The organism is Rhizobium quercicola (genome assembly GCF_021168455.1).
GTDB lineage: Bacteria > Pseudomonadota > Alphaproteobacteria > Rhizobiales > Rhizobiaceae > Ferranicluibacter > Ferranicluibacter quercicola.
On record NZ_JAJOZR010000015.1, the window covers coordinates 30,391 to 47,440 of the forward strand.

General features: G+C 65.2%; 20 protein-coding genes. 7 read left to right on the forward strand and 13 right to left on the reverse strand.

Annotated features, from left to right (window positions below; translation table 11 throughout):
• Positions 1–18: 18 nt before the first annotated feature.
• Entirely contained in the window at positions 19–942 is a 924-nt protein-coding gene (locus LRX75_RS20055) for an SDR family oxidoreductase (RefSeq protein WP_231816419.1), read from the reverse strand.
• Here LRX75_RS20055 and LRX75_RS20060 point away from each other — a divergent pair.
• Positions 917–1,642 (forward strand): TetR family transcriptional regulator, encoded by a 726-nt coding sequence (locus LRX75_RS20060; RefSeq protein ID WP_231816420.1) that lies wholly within the window; start codon positions 917–919, stop codon positions 1,640–1,642. The genes LRX75_RS20055 and LRX75_RS20060 overlap by 26 nt on opposite strands.
• On the opposite strand, the gene LRX75_RS20065 is transcribed toward LRX75_RS20060, so the two are convergent.
• Positions 1,622–2,551, reverse strand: a complete 930-nt coding sequence (locus LRX75_RS20065; protein ID WP_231816421.1) for an AraC family transcriptional regulator — start codon at positions 2,549–2,551, stop codon at positions 1,622–1,624. The genes LRX75_RS20060 and LRX75_RS20065 overlap by 21 nt on opposite strands.
• A 74-nt stretch (positions 2,552–2,625) precedes the next feature.
• Here LRX75_RS20065 and LRX75_RS20070 point away from each other — a divergent pair, with 74 nt between their 5' ends.
• Entirely contained in the window at positions 2,626–3,357 is a 732-nt protein-coding gene (locus LRX75_RS20070) for an SDR family oxidoreductase (protein ID WP_231816422.1), read from the forward strand.
• A 76-nt stretch (positions 3,358–3,433) separates the two neighbouring features.
• On the opposite strand, the gene LRX75_RS20075 is transcribed toward LRX75_RS20070, so the two are convergent.
• Entirely contained in the window at positions 3,434–3,736 is a 303-nt protein-coding gene (locus LRX75_RS20075; protein ID WP_231816504.1) for a DUF1330 domain-containing protein, read from the reverse strand.
• Between the two features lie 113 nt (positions 3,737–3,849).
• The gene (locus LRX75_RS20080) at positions 3,850–4,542 is read right to left on the reverse strand and encodes a helix-turn-helix transcriptional regulator (protein WP_231816423.1); all 693 of its coding nucleotides are present in this window, start codon (positions 4,540–4,542) and stop codon (positions 3,850–3,852) included.
• A gap of 340 nt (positions 4,543–4,882) precedes the next feature.
• Here LRX75_RS20080 and LRX75_RS20085 point away from each other — a divergent pair, with 340 nt between their 5' ends.
• Positions 4,883–5,035, forward strand: a complete 153-nt coding sequence (locus LRX75_RS20085) for a hypothetical protein (protein ID WP_231816424.1) — start codon at positions 4,883–4,885, stop codon at positions 5,033–5,035.
• 102 nt (positions 5,036–5,137) lie between these two features.
• On the opposite strand, the gene LRX75_RS20090 is transcribed toward LRX75_RS20085, so the two are convergent.
• The 3 genes from LRX75_RS20090 to LRX75_RS20100 all read right to left on the reverse strand — a co-directional run bounded on the left by LRX75_RS20090 (position 5,138) and on the right by LRX75_RS20100 (position 6,793).
• Positions 5,138–5,437 (reverse strand): Atu4866 domain-containing protein, encoded by a 300-nt coding sequence (locus LRX75_RS20090; RefSeq protein ID WP_231816505.1) that lies wholly within the window; start codon positions 5,435–5,437, stop codon positions 5,138–5,140.
• A 74-nt stretch (positions 5,438–5,511) separates the two neighbouring features.
• On the reverse strand, positions 5,512–6,033 hold the full coding sequence (locus LRX75_RS20095) for a carboxymuconolactone decarboxylase family protein (RefSeq protein WP_231816425.1): 522 nt from the start codon (positions 6,031–6,033) through the stop codon (positions 5,512–5,514).
• Between the two features lie 37 nt (positions 6,034–6,070).
• The gene (locus LRX75_RS20100; protein WP_231816426.1) at positions 6,071–6,793 is read right to left on the reverse strand and encodes an SDR family oxidoreductase; all 723 of its coding nucleotides are present in this window, start codon (positions 6,791–6,793) and stop codon (positions 6,071–6,073) included.
• 108 nt (positions 6,794–6,901) lie between these two features.
• On the opposite strand from LRX75_RS20100, the gene LRX75_RS20105 reads away from it, so the two are divergent.
• Complete coding sequence (locus LRX75_RS20105; RefSeq protein ID WP_231816427.1) at positions 6,902–7,816, forward strand: LysR family transcriptional regulator; 915 nt, start codon at positions 6,902–6,904, stop codon at positions 7,814–7,816.
• Positions 7,817–8,072: 256 nt separating this feature from the next.
• Here the strand turns inward: LRX75_RS20105 and LRX75_RS20110 are convergent, their stop codons facing one another.
• The 5 genes from LRX75_RS20110 to LRX75_RS20130 form a co-directional block, all read right to left on the reverse strand.
• Positions 8,073–9,587: an HAL/PAL/TAL family ammonia-lyase gene (locus LRX75_RS20110; protein WP_231816428.1), complete on the reverse strand. Its 1,515-nt coding sequence runs from the start codon at positions 9,585–9,587 to the stop codon at positions 8,073–8,075.
• Between the two features lie 2 nt (positions 9,588–9,589).
• The gene (locus tag LRX75_RS20115) at positions 9,590–10,378 is read right to left on the reverse strand and encodes an ABC transporter ATP-binding protein (RefSeq protein ID WP_231816429.1); all 789 of its coding nucleotides are present in this window, start codon (positions 10,376–10,378) and stop codon (positions 9,590–9,592) included.
• Between the two features lie 32 nt (positions 10,379–10,410).
• A complete protein-coding gene (locus tag LRX75_RS20120) occupies positions 10,411–11,121 on the reverse strand; it encodes an ABC transporter permease (protein ID WP_231816430.1) in 711 nt (236 codons plus the stop codon).
• 10 nt (positions 11,122–11,131) lie between these two features.
• Entirely contained in the window at positions 11,132–11,854 is a 723-nt protein-coding gene (locus LRX75_RS20125) for an ABC transporter permease (RefSeq protein WP_231816431.1), read from the reverse strand.
• Positions 11,855–11,973: 119 nt separating this feature from the next.
• A complete protein-coding gene (locus LRX75_RS20130) occupies positions 11,974–12,825 on the reverse strand; it encodes a transporter substrate-binding domain-containing protein (protein ID WP_231816432.1) in 852 nt (283 codons plus the stop codon).
• 179 nt (positions 12,826–13,004) lie between these two features.
• Between LRX75_RS20130 and hutC the strand changes: the two genes are divergently transcribed.
• Positions 13,005–13,784 (forward strand): histidine utilization repressor, encoded by a 780-nt coding sequence (gene hutC / locus LRX75_RS20135; RefSeq protein WP_231816433.1) that lies wholly within the window; start codon positions 13,005–13,007, stop codon positions 13,782–13,784.
• A gap of 99 nt (positions 13,785–13,883) precedes the next feature.
• Entirely contained in the window at positions 13,884–14,669 is a 786-nt protein-coding gene (locus tag LRX75_RS20140) for an exonuclease domain-containing protein (protein ID WP_231816434.1), read from the forward strand.
• A gap of 28 nt (positions 14,670–14,697) precedes the next feature.
• Here the strand turns inward: LRX75_RS20140 and LRX75_RS20145 are convergent, their stop codons facing one another.
• The gene (locus LRX75_RS20145) at positions 14,698–15,681 is read right to left on the reverse strand and encodes a GlxA family transcriptional regulator (RefSeq protein ID WP_231816435.1); all 984 of its coding nucleotides are present in this window, start codon (positions 15,679–15,681) and stop codon (positions 14,698–14,700) included.
• 96 nt (positions 15,682–15,777) lie between these two features.
• On the opposite strand from LRX75_RS20145, the gene LRX75_RS20150 reads away from it, so the two are divergent.
• The gene (locus LRX75_RS20150) at positions 15,778–17,028 is read left to right on the forward strand and encodes a sarcosine oxidase subunit beta family protein (RefSeq protein WP_231816436.1); all 1,251 of its coding nucleotides are present in this window, start codon (positions 15,778–15,780) and stop codon (positions 17,026–17,028) included.
• Positions 17,029–17,050: the final 22 nt, after the last annotated feature.

The window sequence follows — 17,050 nt, forward strand, 5'->3', positions numbered from 1 at the left end:
CAAACCGGTGTTCCATCGCTACTGAGCGAAAACCATCGAAAGTCCGGTCATATGTTGTGAAATCTCCCAAAGCCGCATCCTTGCGGCGCGATCGAGCGCCTTCGGGGGAACACGGGCTGGTCCCGGATGCCCCCGCGTTTCGCCCAGACGATCGGGACCGTAATAGCCGCCCGGCTCTGCATCAGGCGATGTGACGGCGAATATTTGCGGTAAGGCGCCCTGCGGCACGGGCTGAAACAGAAACCAGAGGAAGGTTCGCGCCAATCCCTGCATGCTCCTGCGGCCGGGCGCGTTGTACAGCAATTCGGTCCGGGCGACGCCCGGATGCGCCGCGATGCTGGTGACACGCCACCCTGCCGCCCGGCTTCGATCCTGGAGCTCGAGCGCAAACATCAGGCATGCAAGCTTCGACTGGCTGTAGGCCGCCATCGGACGATAGTGCTTCTGCGAATTCAAGTCGTCGAAATCGATTGTTCCTCCGCGGGCGGCAACGCTGGACACGGTGACGACACGGGGGTCCGCCCCCTTTAACAGCAACGGCATGAGATGGCCGGTCAAGGCGAAATGGCCAAGGTAGTTCGTACCAAACTGCAGTTCGAAGCCGTCCCGCGTTTCCTGCCGCTTCGGCGGCACCATGATACCGGCATTGTTTACCAGAAGGTCCAGACTCTCCCTGCTGGTCTTCATCCTCTGTGCAAACGAGGCGACCGAAGAGAGGTCTGCGAGATGGAGTTTCTCGAACCGCACCGTTGCACCGGGAACCGTGTGTTGAACGCGCGCGACGGCGTCGGCCCCTCTTTGAGGATGCCGGCCGGCAATGGTCACATCGCATCCTGAGCGGGCCAGCGACAGCGCGGTCTGCAGCCCCAACCCACCCGTTCCCGTCACCACGGCGGACCGTCCGCGCTGATTTGGGATGTCGGCGTCAATCCATTTTGCCATCGCACGTCTCTTCCGTATTATTCGCACCTGGTGTAAAATTAATATCGCACTGAGTGTAATTAAACAAGAGGTCGAGGTGAAAAATTCGGAGCATGACAGCAAAGCGAGTGTCGGCCTGCGGGAACGAAAGAGGCGCGAGACGAAGAAGCGCATCACAGAAAAGGGTATCGATCTCTTTCTCCAGAAGGGATTTGACAACACGACGCTCGACGAAATTGCCGTCGCAGCTGGCATTTCCCGCAGGACCTTCTTCTATTACTTCACGTCGAAGGACGAGATTTTGCTGTCCCTGCAAAGCGGAATAGGCGAGATGCTGGCCGATGCGGTGCGAACGTCGCCCGCGTCCTCGTCGCCGATCGAGGTGGTTAGGGATGCGGTGGTCAGCGTCTGCAAGACAATTCCGACGAACGACATGATCGAGATGGATCGGCTGATGCGGACCAGTCCGGGCGTCCAGGCGCGCAAACAGGTCTCCTATGTCCAGCAGGAAAGTGCGATCCACGAAGCGCTCAGTGCGCGTTGGCCAGAACCCGAGCGCTCAACGGCACTGCGCGTGGTTGCCATGATTTCCGTCGGCGCGATGCGTATTGCGGCAGAGATCTTCAATCAGGAAAAGGGCGCGCGGCCGATGGACGAGGTGTTCGAGGAAGCTTTCGACAGCGCCGTCCGCGAGGTCAGGTCAGGCGACAGGCGAGCGTGATCGCGGCGTTGTTGCAAAGGCGTGGCGATACGCGTTCGCAAAAGCACTCTGCGATGTATAGCCGACACGTCTGGCAACCTCGTCCACCGTGGCTGTGCCCTTGCGCAACAGGGTTCTTGCAAGCGTCAGCCGCCAGTAGCGCAGATAGGCGAGAGGCGGTCTGCCGACATGCCGGCTGAACGCTGCGGAAAAGGCCGCGCGCGACATGCCGGCCACCTCCGCCAGCGCGGCAACGGTCCAGGGTGCGGCGAGATCGCGGTGGACAGCGCGCAAAGCCCGACCGAGACGCGGGTCGGAAATCGCCCCGAGCCATCCCGTCCGGCTTCGATCACCGTCGTCGGACAGCGCCCGCAGCGCCTCGATCACGAGAACATCTGCGAGACGGGCGGCGACGATGTCGCTGCCCATCGCATCCCGTCGAAACTCGCTGCCGATGAGGTCGAGAACCGCGGCGATCGCACTCGATGCGCGGGCGCCGCGCTCGACCAGCAGGAACCCTGGAAGCAGGTCGAGCAGAAAATCGCCGTTCTCGTCGGGAAACGCGATCGAGCCGCCAATCGCAGCGACGCCATCCCCGGAATTGACCCTCGCAAGATCTGAGCCGCTCTCCGGATAGAGGGACGTTCCCTCTTCCGGTTCCCGTTCGGGATCGGACGCCACCACATAGGGCGTTCGACCGATCAGGCAGACATCGCCCGCCTTCATCCGGCAGCGCGGCTGTCCGGGCACGAGCATCCACTGTTCACCGTCGAGAACCGCAACGAACTTGAGGCGGTTCGCCAGCGGGAATGCAAATGCCCACGATCCCCCGGCCTCCATGCGCGTGAGCCTTGCCACATGAGCACCGAGCACGTCGAGGACATCGGAGAGCGGATCCCGCGCAGTCGTAGACGATCGCGACAAAACCATAGACCTCTTCGCATAGATGCTCTCGAGATGTTGATCTAGGGTTCGCGCAGTACCGTCCAAGAGGAGACAGATCCATGCGCATCGAAAACAAAGTCGTCATCGTGACCGGAGCAAGCAGCGGCATCGGCAGAGCGACGGCGACGCTGCTGGCGGAACGGGGCGCGTTCGTCGTGCTCGGCGCGCGGAGACCGGAGCCGCTCCGCATTGTCGCGGAGGAGATCTCGGCCTCGGGCGGCAGGGTTGTCTTCAAGGCGACGGACGTTCGCAACCGGGCCGACCTGGAAGCCCTGGTGTCGCTGGCCATCGAAAAAGGCGGCCGGCTCGACGTGATCATCAACAATGCGGGCGTCGGGCCGATTTCCCGTTTCGATAAGCTCAAGGTCGAAGACTGGGACCTGATCGATGTGAACCTGAGAGGAACGCTTTACGGGATTGCCGCGGCACTGCCGGTTTTCGCGCGCCAAGGGTCCGGACACATGATCAACGTCATCTCGACGGCCGGGCTGAAGATCGTGCCGACCATGGGGGTCTATGCGGCGACGAAAAACGCCGTGCGAACGGTGACGGAAGCCTTGCGCCAAGAGGCAGGACCGACGCTCCGCGTCACCGAGATCTCGCCGGGGATGACCGCAACCAACTTTAGCGACAGCATCACGGATGCGGGAATGAAGAAAAAGATCGAGGACGATCTCGGCGCGATGGCCATGCCCGCGGACGCCATCGCCCGCGGCATCCTGTTTGCCATCGACCAGCCGCCCGACGTCGACGTCGGCAGCATCGTCATTCGTCCGACGGCACAGGGATGACGATGCCGGTCACGTTTAGCGTGCGACGGAGCCGCGGTCGGCTGATGACCATATTCCCATATCCGTCACCCCGCCATCAGAGGCCCTTTGAGGGTTTGAGAGGCTGCAGGACGATATCGGCAAGCGCAGACTTTCCGACCTGAAACGCAGCCTGGTATTTCGGATCCTCCACCATCTGCTGGAATGCCGTCCGTCGCGGATATTGCACCAGCAGGACGGCATCGCAGCCCTCAACATCACCTGTTGTCAGAACGTCCATACCATCGCCGCGGAACAGGATTGACGCGCCGAAGCGCGCCAGGATCGGCTCTGCCATTCGCAGGTAATCCAGATGTCGCTCCCGACCGCCGTCGGGCACGAAGCGGAGGAGGTTCAACATGACCACGGGGGCATCGTCCTCGGCAGCAAGGAAGTCGGCGAAGACATCGGGTGAAAACGCAACCATGGAATATTCCTTTCATCAGGGCGCCGTTGATGCGCCTGCTTGACAGTCTATCCTCTGGCTCCGTCAGAACCTGTCATGAGCGAACGCCAGTCTCGATCCTGCTCGCGCCATCGCTTGATCAGCGCCGCCCGCCGCTCCGGATAACGCTCGGCAAGCACCGTTGCCGCTCGAACGCGATCGACGCGGAAATGGCGGAACGCCGACCGGCTTTCGCACCAGGCGGCCAGGACCCGCACGTCATCGAAGTAGACGATGGTGATCGGCCAGACGATCCGCTGCGACAGCGAGCCGGCCGCGTCTTCATAGGCGAGCGCAACTTTCCGCATCCCGCGGATGGCATCGCGCAGTGCTGCGACCTGGGTGGGATCGGAGCGTTCGGACAGCGAGGCGGCTGTCACGAGCGCAGGCGTTTCATCTCCCGCAGACATCCGGTCGGTCCGGCTCGACCGTATCTTCGCCAGGGCGCTCTCGCTGCTCTGAACCAGTGCCGGATCGGCCCTCTGCTGCACCCACCCCAGACCGAGGATCAGGGCATGTATTTCCTCAGGCGAGAACGCAAAATTCGGAAGAAAGAACCCGTCTCTCAGGAGAAACCCGACGCCCGCCTGTCCGTCGAGGGGAGCGCCGAGCTGACGAAGCGTATCGACATCGCGGTACACGCTTCTCTCCGAAATCCCGAGCGCCTGCGCAAGTTCGAGGGCCGTCACCGGTCGTCTGCGGGCGCGCAGCACGCCCAGCATTTCAAAGAGACGGCCTACCCTCGACATCCCGCAGTTTCCCTGTCCTCGTCCATTCTCATCTAGGGTCACCGACGGCTGCAGCCAATGATGATGCGGCAAATGCGCAGATTTGCTAGGACATTGCCGGCGAAAAGGGGCTTGTCAGTCGCGGCGGCAATGGAGAGAGCTGTTGCGACGTGTCCGTCGGGCGCGGCTTGCACTGTCCGCTGGCGGCGACATGCAAGCCGTCACCGAAACGGGTTCGCACCGACGTGAAGGAGATCAGGATTTGGCCTATCAATGCAGTCGATGCAACGCAGACATGGAAGAGGGTTTCCTTCTTGAGAAAGGGGACAGCCTGTTGTCGTCCGAGACATGGGTGTCCGGCAAGCCCGTGAAAAGTTACCTTTCCGGTCTGAACCTCAAGGGCAAGGTCGTCTACGAGGTGGTGACGTTTCGCTGCAGTGCCTGCGGCTATCTCGATTCCTATGCCTTGAGCCGGCAATCGCGTTGACGATTCTGGCCTCCCGGAAAACGGCCGTCTCAATGGCCCCGGCCGACCCTGTGAGACCAGAGCAGGCCGGAACGAGCGCGTGCTCTGCCAGCATGACGTCCGTCACCGCTTTTCCCTGTAAAAGATCATTCCGCCATGGTGCAGCGTGTCGTCGTCGGCGAAGGTGCCTTCGGCGGTGAAGCCGGTGTCGTCCCAGTAGTCGATTTGCGTCCCGGTCACGCGGTAGCGACCCTGGTAGGCGCTGCGGCGGGTGCCGCGGGCCTCGTCGTAGCGGCCGGTGGGAAGCAGTTCCTGGCGGATGCGGCCGTCGCCGGTGACCCACATGCCGAGATAGGGATGGCTCTGTGGCTCAGCCGCGATGCTGTCGGTGGTGTCTGCTGCGTCGTTGGCGTGCGTCGACATGGTGTGCTCTGCCTTTGCCGGGAGGATGACCGCGCCGAGAGACGCGGCCGTGACGATGACGATGAGGGGATCACTCAAGGCTGGTTCTCCCCGCGTTGTCCGGTTGCCGGGCGCTGCCCGGCGGGCGCGCCGCCGTTCGCCTCGCGCCGCTCCCGGAAAAGCTCCGACAGGACCTGGGAGGCCGCGATCGCTTTGGGGAAACCAGCCGGCACGGTCAGCATGTAGATGACCTCCTTCAGCTCTTCTTCCGGCACACCGATGTTCAGCGCATAGCCGGCATGAACCTTCATCAGCGCCGTCTCTCCCATCGCGGCGAAGGCCGCGACCGCGGCAAGCTGGCGCGTGCGGTTGTCGAGACCCGGGCGCGACCAGACGTCGCCCAGGGCATAGGCCTCCGTCGCTTCCGCCAGAAACGGGAACTCTTGCCGCATGGCTTCAAGCGTCGGCTGCGGCGTGCCGTTGTTCAGGCTGCGAACGACCGCAGCGCCGCGCTCCCGCCTTTCCTCCGTCGTCTGAGCGTTGGCGGCATCCGGGAAGAGGCCGAAAAGCGAGACGGCCGCCGCCGCTGCGACATGGGATCCGATCTTGTGAAACATCCTGTTCTCCTCTTGCTGTCTTGTTGCGTCCTGCCGGTCAGGATGCCGCCCGGGTCGGGCGAACGACGATCTCGTTGACGTCGACATCCTCGGGCTGTTCGATCGCGAAGCGGACGGCGCGGCCGATCGCATCGGGTGTGAGGGCAATCGCGCGGTATGCCTTCATGCCTTCGATCGCGGTGGGGTCGGTGATTGTGCCGGCCAGCTCGCTTTCCACGACGCCGGGATGGATGCAGGTGACGCGCAGCTTGTCGTTTTCCTGGCGCAGACCATCGGAGATCGCCCGGACCGCATATTTCGTGGCGCAGTAGACGGCCGCGGTCGGTACCACCTGCAGCGCGCCGATCGAGGCGATGTTGATAATCTGGCCGGAGCCGCGCTCGGTCATCTCCTTGAGGACGGCGGCAACGCCGTACAGCACGCCTTTGATGTTGACGTCGATCATGGTGTCCCACTCGTCGACCTTCAGCGAGGCCATCGGCGACAGCGGCATGACGCCGGCATTGTTGACGATCACGTCGATCCGCCCGAATGCCTGCCGCGCGGCCTCGGCGAAGGCCGCAACGTCGGCACGATCGGTCACGTCTACCTTGCGCGTCATGACCTTGCCGCCGGCGGCGCGGATCTCCTCGGCGACGGCATTCAGACGATCGGTGCGGCGGGCGCCGAGAACGACAGTGGCGCCAGCTCTTGCCAGTTCGTGGGCGATGCCGACACCGATGCCGCTGGAAGCGCCGGTGATGAGAACGATCTTGTCCATGATTTTTCCTCTCGCATCCGCTTGATTGCGGTGGCGAGAAGAATACGTCTGCGGCACTGTCGCGATAAGACGTCTATTCGTACACGGACCCGTAAGGATAGCTAACCAATGCTTCATGACCTCAACGCGCTCGCCGTCTTCGCTCTCGTTGCAGAGGAGAAGAGCTTTCGTGCCGCAGCCGACCGGATGGGCGTTACCCGCTCGGCCGTCAGCCAGACGATCCGCCGGCTCGAGGAGACGCTCGGCATTGCGCTCGTCAACCGGACGACGCGCAGCGTGGCGTTGACGGAGGCCGGGGAACGGCTCTACGTCGAGGCGGCGCCAGCGCTGCGGGATATGCGGGTCGCCATCGATGCGGCCGCCAACTTACGCGGCCCGCCTCGCGGGCAGCTCACGATCGCGGTCTCGTCCATTGCCGAAAGCTTTCTGTCCGGGCCGCTGCTCGCCGCGTTTCTGGAGAAGAACCCGGGGGTGACGCTGCATGTCACCGTCACCGACGAGGAGTTCGACATCGTCGCGGAAGGCTACGATGCCGGGGTTCGGCTGGGCGAGGTGATCGCCCAGGACATGATCGCCGTGGCTGTTTCGGGCGAGCAGCGCCAGCTGGCCGTGGCGTCGCCGGACTATCTCGAGAGGTTCGGGACGCCGCACCACCCGAACGAGCTTGCCAATCGCCGCTGCATCGGCTGGCGCCGAGCCGCAAACGTCGCGCCCTACCGGTGGGAGTTCGAAGAAGAGGGGCGCGCTTTCTCGGTGGCGGTGGCGGATACGGTCACGACGACGGACATGGCCTTGATGATCAAGCTCGCCGCCGCGGGCGCCGGCATCAGTTTCGGCATGGAGGACAGCTTCCGCCCGGCGATTTCGCGCGGCGAGCTGGTGCCCGTTCTCCAGGACTTCTGCCCCCGCTTCCCCGGCTTCTTCCTCTACTACCCCAGCCGACGCAACATGGCGCCGAAACTGAGAGCGCTGGTCGAGCATCTAAAGGGCTTGCGACCGAGCAGCAGGTTGGATGGGGTTTGATTCTCGCCGCGGAAGCTCATTGAACCGTTGGTTCCGGTTTGCCGTCGCGTGAATGCCTTAACCGCTGCTATCGCCGATCCGACCTGGCGCCCCTCCCTTCGCAGCTGCAGAGCGTCTGCCTTTGCACAACGCCCCGCGCATGCGGCACGGCCGAACGCTCCTGAAGCCGAACTCCATGTCGACGATCAAGTGACGTCTCCCATCCCTATCATGGACCACCGCTCGCGCGGCCCCATTCTCGAGCGGTCAGCTGCGGTCACACCCCGTCGACGTCGATGTCCGTCATCGCGCGCCGGGCGGCTTCGAGGTCCTGGCCGAGGGGGCGGTCGTCGGCGTAGGGGGGGATGGTGCGGCGCAGGTGGCGATGGAGGGCTTCGGTGCCGGGGGCGCGGGTGTGCGGGGGCGTGTCGCCGTGGCCGAACGGAGCGGCGATGAGGTCGTGGGCCTGCGCGGCGGCGGCATATTCGATGGCGAGGATCTGTTCGGCATTGTCGAGGATGGCGAGGAGCTTGTTGGCGGCGGCGGTCGGGTGCGCCAGAAAATCCTCCTGATTGCCCGAGGTGAGGCCCCCGTCGAGGCTGGCGGGCGTGGCGAGCCGGCGGTTCTCGGCAGCGAGCGCCGCTGCGGTGTATTGCGCGATCATGAAGCCGGAACCGGCACCGGGATCCGTGGCGAGGAAGGGCGGCAGGCCGCTCACGAGCGGATTGACGAGGCGGTCGATCCGGCGCTCGGACATGGCGGCGAGCTGGGCGATGGCGACCGAAAGGCCATCGAGCGCCTGCGCGAGTGCCGGCGCGACGGCATGGGCCTGCGAGAACACGCGCGGCGCCTCCGGAGTGCCAGCCACGGCCGGGTTGTCGGTGACCGACGCCAGTTCCCGATCCACCACCGTGGCGGTGACGTCGAACGCATCGCGGGCGGCCCCGTGGACATGAGGCACGGCGCGCAGGCTGAGCGCATCCTGGGTGCGCCGGCCGCGGGCGGCCGCGATCAGCCCGCTACCGGCTAAACGCCGGCGAAGGGTCGCACCGACGGCGAGGAGACCCGGCGACGGGCGGAGCGCCAGCACCTCCGCGTCGAAGGCGGTCATCTGCGCGCCCAGCGCTTCCAGCGTCAGCGCCGCGATGGCATCGGCCCAGTTCAGAAGTCTGGCCGCGCGGGAGAGCGCGAGCGCGCCGAGCCCTGTCGAGCAGGCCGTGCCGTTGACGAGGCTGAGGCCTTCCTTGGCTTCCAGCACCAGAGGCGCAAGGCCGAGCGCGGCCAGCGCATCGGCGCCGCGCAGGGACACGCCATCCACCTGCGCCCGCCCCTCGCCGATGAGGACGAGCGCGATATGGGCATTGTGCGTGAGGTAGCCGGCCGAGCCGCGGGCGGGAATGTCAGGAATGCCGTTCTTTTCGAGGAACGTGCAGAGCGTCGCCACGACATCGACGCGGACGCCGGAATGTCCATGCGCCATATTGGCGACCTGTGCCGCCATGATGGCGCGTACGGAGGTCGCATCGAGCAGCGGGCCGACACCGCAGGCATGGCTGAGGACGATGTTGCGCGACAGCCGGCTCTGCGACGGGCGATCGACCACGGTATCGGCGAGCGCGCCGACGCCGGTGGTGATGCCATAGGCGCGCACGCCGCTTTCCACCAGCGCGCCGACGATGCGATGCGCCGTCTCGATCCGCGCCACCGCCGCGTCCGACAGGACGAGTGGCGCACCGTGCGCCACGCGGGCGACCGCACGCCAGTCGAGCCGCGTTTCCAGCACCACAGCCATGGTCAGCCCCCGAAATTGCCGATGAACTGGCGGAAGGCCGGCGAGGCGCCGTCGGCAAAGACGGTGTCGGGCGGCCCGTCGCAATCGATCTCGCCGGCTTTCATGAAGATCACCCGGTTCGACACGGTGCGGGCAAAGCTCATCTCGTGCGTGACGACCAGCATGGTCATGCCTTCCTCGGCCAGCGCGCGCATGACGCGCAGGACCTCGCCGACGAGTTCCGGGTCGAGTGCCGAGGTCGGCTCGTCGAACAGCATGACCTTCGGTTTCATGGCGAGCGAGCGCGCGATGGCCGCGCGCTGCTGCTGCCCGCCGGACAGGTGCGCCGGATAGGCATGGCGCTTGTCGGCGATGCCGACCTTTACGAGAAGCGCCTCGGCCTCGGCGATGCATTCGGCGCGCGGCCGCTTCAGCACATGCACCGGTCCCTCGATGATGTTTTCCAGGATGGTCATATGGGACCAGAGATTGAACGACTGGAACACCATTCCGAGTTCGGAGCGCATGCGATCCACCTGCCGGCGGTCGGCGGGCACCGTGCGGCCGCCACGCTGCGTCATGGCGATCGTCTCGCCATCGACGACGATCTCGCCGGCATCGGCGATCTCCAGCATGTTGATGCAGCGCAGGAAGGTGGATTTGCCCGATCCGCTGGCGCCCAGCAACGAGATCACGTCGCCGTCCTGCGCGTCGAGCGAGATGCCGCGCAGCACCTGGTGGGGGCCGAAGCTCTTGGTGATGTTGCGGACGGACAGGCGGGGAGCGCCGGAAAGAGGGGGCGCACTGGCCATGAGCGTTCCGATCGGGCTGGACGGGGATGGTGTCATTGCAGGGCCGCCGGAAAGAGCGGGGCTGCGCGGCGGTGCGGGTTCAGGCGGTATTCGAGAAGCGCCATGAGCTGCAGGATGAGGAAATTGAGAACGAGATAGATGGCGGCGGCACAGAGAAAGACCTCCATGGTGCGATAGGTCTGCGCGATCAGCCGCTGGGCGACGCCCGTCACCTCCCACACCGTGACGAGGCTGGCGAGCGCGGTGGATTTCACCATCATCATCACCTCGGTCGAATAGGCGGGCAAGGCATTGCGAAAGGCGATGGGGGCGAGGATGCGGCGCGTCAGCAGGAAACCGGACATGCCGACCGCGCGGGCCGCCTCGATCTCGCGCGCGGGGATGGAGCGCAGGCCGAAGCGGAAGATCTCGGCGGTATAGCCGGCCGTGCAGAGCGACAGCGACAGCACGGCGCAGACGAAGGGCTCGCGCAGGGCGGGCCAGAGAAAGCTGTAGCGGATGAAGCCGAACTGGCCGAGGCCGTAGAACACCAGAAACATCTGGATGAGCAGCGGCGAGCCGCGAAAGACGAAGATGTAGCCCTTGGCAAAGCCGCGCGCGACCGGATGGCCGCCGACGCGCATCCACACGACGAGCAGCGCCAGAAGGCCTCCGAAGACGACCGAGAGCGAGAACAGCGCCAGCGTCATCGGCAGGGCCGCCACCAGCGTCAGCATCGTCGAGGCCATGAAGTCGAGGTCCATGCGTGTCTCCTCAGGCCTGGCCGATGCCGGCGGGCATGCTGCGGTTAGCGCGGCGTTCCGCACCGTTGAACACCCGGTCCGAAAGGCTGGTGAGCACGAGATAGAGGCAGCCGCCGACGATGAAGAACAGGAAGTGCTGCCGGGTCGAGCCCGCCGCGATCTGGCTGGTGCGCATCAGGTCGGCAAGCCCGGTGACGGAAACGAGCGCCGAATCCTTCAGGCTCAGCTGCCAGACATTGCCGATGCCGGGAATGGCGAAGCGCAGCACCTGCGGCGCGATGATGCGGCGGAACCGCAAGGTCCTGTTCATGCCGATTGCCTGCGCCGCCTCCAGCTCACCCCTGGGGATGGCGAGGAATGCCCCGCGATAGACCTCGGCCTGATAGGCGCCCGAGATGATGCCGACGGCGAGCGCCCCGGCGACGAAGGAGGGCATGCCGAGAAAGCCCTGATAGCCGAAGGCCGCGCCTGCGGCGGTGACGAGGCTGGAGCCGCCGAAATAGACGAGATAAATGATCAGCAGCTCCGGCACGCCGCGAAACACGGTGGTATAGGCGCTGCCGATGCTGCGCGCGATGCGGCTTCCGGAAAGTTTCGCCCAGGCGACGAGCGTGCCGAGAACCATGCCGATGACGAGGGCGACCGCGGTGACGCAAAGTGTCATCAGCGTGGCGACGAGGAGAAGCCCGCCCCAGCCCGTGGGCCCGAAGCCGATGGTTTGCAGGATTGTCATATCCGGAATGCCCTTTTCCCTGCTGCCCGATGCGCCGGCCGTGGCGAATCGGGTGGCTGCCTCACCCCTCTTGCGCGCCGGCGCCGGCCCGGGGGCCGACGGCGGCGCGAGATGTCGCGTCAGGGCGTGACGTCGGTCTTGAACCACTTCATGGACAGCGTCTTGATGGTGCCGTCATCCAGCGCCGACTGGATCGCCTTGTTGAACATGTCGCGCAGGTCCGTATCCGCCTGGCGCAGGCCGAGGCCCTCGCCGCTGCCGAAGATGGTACCGCCGATTTCTGGGCCGGTGAAGCCGAGCGTGCCGTTGGCCTTCTCGAAGGCCGAGATCAGATAGACCGCGTCGTCGAAGACGAGATCGATGCGGCCGCTTTCGAGGTCGAGATCGCGCTCGGCGCCGGTCTTGTACTCGCGCACCGTGGCGATGCTGCCGAAATTGTCATAGATGAACTTGGAATAGACGGTCGCGGCCTGGATACCGATGGTCTTGCCGGCAAAGGCTTCCTTCAGCGCGTCGATCTCTTTTCCGGTGGCGCCGGGATCGAGCTTGATGACCGTGCCCGTGCCGGCGGCGTTGGCCAGCGGGCTGTCCTTCGCGGTCGCGAAGGCCGCGTGGGTATGGGCGTAGGGAATGGTGAAATCGATGATCTTCTTACGCTCTTCGGTGATCGACAGCGCATCCATGATGACGTCGTACTTGCCGGCCGTCAGCGCGGGGATCATGCCGTCCCAGTCGGACGCGACCAGCGTGCACTCGACCTTCATATGGTCGCAGAGATATTTGGCGAGCTCCGGCTCGAACCCGCCGAGCGTGCCGTCGGGATTGGTCAGGTTCCACGGCGCATAGGCGCCTTCGAGCGTTATGGTGACGGTCTTCCAGTCCTTGGCCGCGGCGACGGGTGCGGTCAGCGCGACGGTGGACAGGGCGGCAAGCGCGACGGCGCCTGCGCTGAGCAGTCTGGCGAAGTTCATGATCCGGTTCCTCTCGGAGTTTGCACATATTCCCTGAGCCGATCTGCGCCGGCTTTCTCCGTGCCTCCGGAACAGACCGGAAAACCACGTTGTATATGGTACCATATGCCTTTTGATGTGCTATGCAAGATGCCAGGCTTCATTCGAAGCAAATTTTTCTTTGCCCAGGGATTAAGCAGATGAAACGCAAGGACGGCAAGTCCCCGGCTTTGAGTTGGGACGGGACGGAAGGCGACGGGGCGCCGCTCTATGCCGGGGTCAAGCAGATGATCCTCGGACGCATCCAGAGCGGCGAATGGCCGCCGCGCCACCGTGTACCGTCGGAAAACGAGCTGGTCGCCGAGCTTGGCGTCAGCAAGATGACCGCCAATCGCGCGCTGCGCGAGCTGGCGAGCGAGGGCGAACTGGTGCGCATCCAGGGCGTCGGTTCGTTCGTCGCCGAGCGCAAGGGCTACTCCGAACTGTTCGAAGTGCGCAATATCGCCGACGAGATCACGTCGCGCGGGCATCTCCACACCGCCTGCGTCATCGTTCTCGCGCGCGAGCAGGCCGCGCCGGACGTGGCCGATGGGCTGGACCTTCCGATCGGCGCGGATGTGTTCCACTCGCTCATCGTTCACAGCGAGAACGGCGTCCCCGTGCAGATCGAAGACCGCTTCGTCAATCCGGACATGGCGCCGGACTATCTGGCGCAGGATTTCACGCTGGAAACGCCCAATTCCTACCTCACAGAGACCGCCCCGCTCAGCGGCTCCGAGCATGTGGTGGAAGCGGCCATGCCGCAGCCTTGGGAGTGCAAGCTTCTCGTCATCCTGCCGTCGGAGCCCTGCCTCACCATCCGCCGCCGCACCTGGTCCTTCCAGAACACCGTCTCGCTCGCCCGCCTTGTCTACCCTGCCAGCCGCTATCGACTGGAATCGCGCAGCGGGAAAATCGGGGCGGACAGCAAAGACGTATAGGGAAGTTGACCCTGTAGACGTGCGGAACCATGGTGCTCGTCTGCGGATTACACGGATAGCCGACAGTCGGCAGCGAAAAAACATCACGGCACCGATGTCGTGGAAGGGGGCGGCATTTCCGATACGGCACGCGCAAGGGTTCGCGTCATCGACCTGGAAACCGGCGGGAACGGGCCGGACGACGTCTGCGAGATCGGGTGGCAGGATGTGGTGCTCGGGGATGACGAGACCTGGCACGTCACCGAGGAGCGCGGCGCACGGCTGGTCAATCCCGGGCGCCCCATGTCGCCCGATACGATCGCCGTGCACCATATCCTCGATGCCCATGTGACCGATGCACCCTTCTGGAAGGCGGTCGCCCCCGGCGTGCTCCGGCCAGAGGGGCGCATCGATGCCCTGGCGGCGCATCGCGCGTCGTTCGAGCAGCGCTATTGCACGCCGAGGCTGACAGGCGGCCTCCCCTGGATCTGCACCTGGAAATGCGCGTTGCGGATCTGGCCGGACCTTCCGCGCTTTTCCAATCAAATGTTGCGCTATCAGCGGATGCCGGAGGGGCTGGTGCACGAGATCGGCTTGCCGGCGCACCGGGCCATGCCGGATGCCTACGTCACGGCGCATCATCTGCGCGACATGCTGAACACGGTTCCGATGGAGCAACTGCTCGCCTGGAGTGTCCTCCCCGGCCTCCTCCCGCGCGTCCCGGCGGGCCTGGAACGGGGGCGGAGTTGGGATCGGTTGAGCGACGAGGTGCTGGACGATTTTGCCTGCAGCCGCGATGTCGATATTCGCTTTACCGCAAGGACCGAGCTCGAGCGGCGGCGTCGAGGACGGCAGGACTTAAGCCCCGACCCCGCCCCGGAGCCGGCACAAAAGACCCTGCTTTAAGCAGTGCGGTCACATCCCTTCTTCATGCTCACGCCGATCGCGCAGCCATCCCTTTGCGGCGGAAGGCGCCGGGGGATTGCCCGAGCACGGTCCTGCAGGCGCGGGAGAAGTGGCTGGCGCTGGAAAAGCCGGTGGCAAAGGCGATGGCGGAGATGGAAAGGGGGCTCTGCTCCAGCAGGCGCCGCGCGTGATGCAGGCGGATCCGGCGATAGGTTTCGAGGAAGCCGCGGCCGAGCTCCTGTGCGAACAGGCGATCGAGGTGGCGCGGGCTCACCCCTGCGAGCCGCGCGAGCGTCGCCCGGTCGAGCGGCTGCTCAATGGCGGCCTCCATCTTTTCGAGCACGGTGAGGAGTGCGGCGTGATGCGTGCCGAACCGCTCGGCGGCGGAGCCGCGCTGCGGCGCCGTCGGCTCGGCCACGGCCGTGTGCAGGTACCAGTCGCTGACGCGGCGGGCGAAGTCGGTGCCCATCCGCTCCGAGATCATCCGGTGCATCATGTCGAGCGGCGCGACGCCACCGCCGCAGGTGATGCGGTCGCCGGTGACGACATAGCGCGCCTGCCGGGGCTGGAGATGCGGAAAGGCCTCGCGAAAGAGGGCCGCGTGTTCCCAGTGCAGGGTGAAATCGCGGTTTTCCAAAAGCCCGGCTGCCGCGAGGATGTACGCGCCGCTGGAAATGCCGCCGATACGGATGCCCTGGCGCGCGAACCGGCGCAGTGCCGCGTGAAGCCCGCCGGTGTCGCCCCAGTCGGCCACCTCGCCGCCGGCGCAGACGAAGATCGTATGGCAGCCGGAGCCGCCTTCGGCGAGGTCGGCGCAATCGACGGTCAGGCCGGACGAGCTGCGCACCGGCCCGCCGCCCGGCGACAGCGTCACCGGCGCGTAGAGCGGCAGGCCCGCCAGCATGTTCGCCGCGCGCAGGGGCTCGGTCGCGGACGCATAGGACATCAGCGCGAAATTCGGCATCAGCACGAAGCCCATGCGCTGCAGCGCGCGCGTATCGGAGGACAACATGGCCCGAATCTATATCGACTTGTCCCTTTTGTGCAATCGTATGTGCGACCGGTCCTCTAGTCTGACGGGACGATTCCCGGCACGACGGCACCGACCATGCGCTACTCCGCCCTCTCCCTTCTGATGAACGGCCTCCGCGGTAACAGGGACTGGACGCCGGCCTGGCGGCAGCCGGAGCCGAAGGCGCAGTATGACGTGATCATCGTCGGCGGGGGCGGCCACGGGCTGGCGACGGCCTACTACCTGGCAAAGACCTTCGGCATCACCCATGTCGCGGTGCTGGAGAAGGGCTATATCGGCTCCGGCAATGTCGGCCGCAACACGACGATCATCCGCTCCAACTACCTCCTGCCCGGCAACAATCCGTTCTACGAGCTGTCCATGAAGCTCTGGGAAGGGCTGGAGCAGGACTTCAACTTCAACGCCATGGTGTCGCAGCGCGGCGTGCTCAATCTCTTTCACTCGGATGCCCAGCGCGATGCCTATACGCGGCGCGGCAATGCCATGCTGCTGCACGGCGTCGATGCGCAGCTGCTCGACCGCGCTGCGGTGCGGCAGATGCTGCCCTTCCTCGATTACGACAATGCGCGGTTTCCCATCCAGGGCGGCCTGCTGCAGAAGCGCGGCGGCACAGTGCGCCACGATGCGGTGGCCTGGGGCTACGCGCGCGGCGCCGACCAGCGCGGCGTCGATATCATCCAGAACTGCGAGGTCACCGGTATCCGCCGCGAGAACGGCCTCGTCACCGGCGTGGAGACCAGCCGGGGCTTCATCGGCTGCGGCAAGCTCGCTCTGGCGGCCGCCGGCAACTCCTCGCGCGTCGCGGAGATGGCGGGCATGAAACTGCCGATCGAGAGCCATGTGCTGCAGGCTTTCGTGTCCGAGGGCCTTAAACCCTTTATCGACGGCGTCGTGACCTTCGGGGCCGGGCATTTCTATGTGTCGCAATCCGACAAGGGCGGCCTCGTCTTCGGGGGCGATATCGACGGCTACAATTCCTATGCGCAGCGCGGAAACCTCGCGACCGTCGAGCATGTCGCGGAAGCCGGCAAGGCGATGATCCCCGCGCTCTCGCGCATCCGGGTGCTGCGCGCCTGGGGCGGCATCATGGATATGTCGATGGACGGATCGCCGATCATCGACCGCACGCATCTGGAGAATCTCTATCTCAATGCCGGCTGGTGCTATGGCGGCTTTAAGGCGACGCCGGCCTCCGGCTTCTGTTTCGCCCATCTTCTGGCCAAAGGCGTCTCGCACGAGACCACGCGCCAGATGCGGCTCGACCGGTTCGAGCGCGGCTATCTGATCGACGAAAAGGGTCAGGGCGCGCAGCCCAACCTGCACTGACACGGCTCAAGGAAACGCCCGA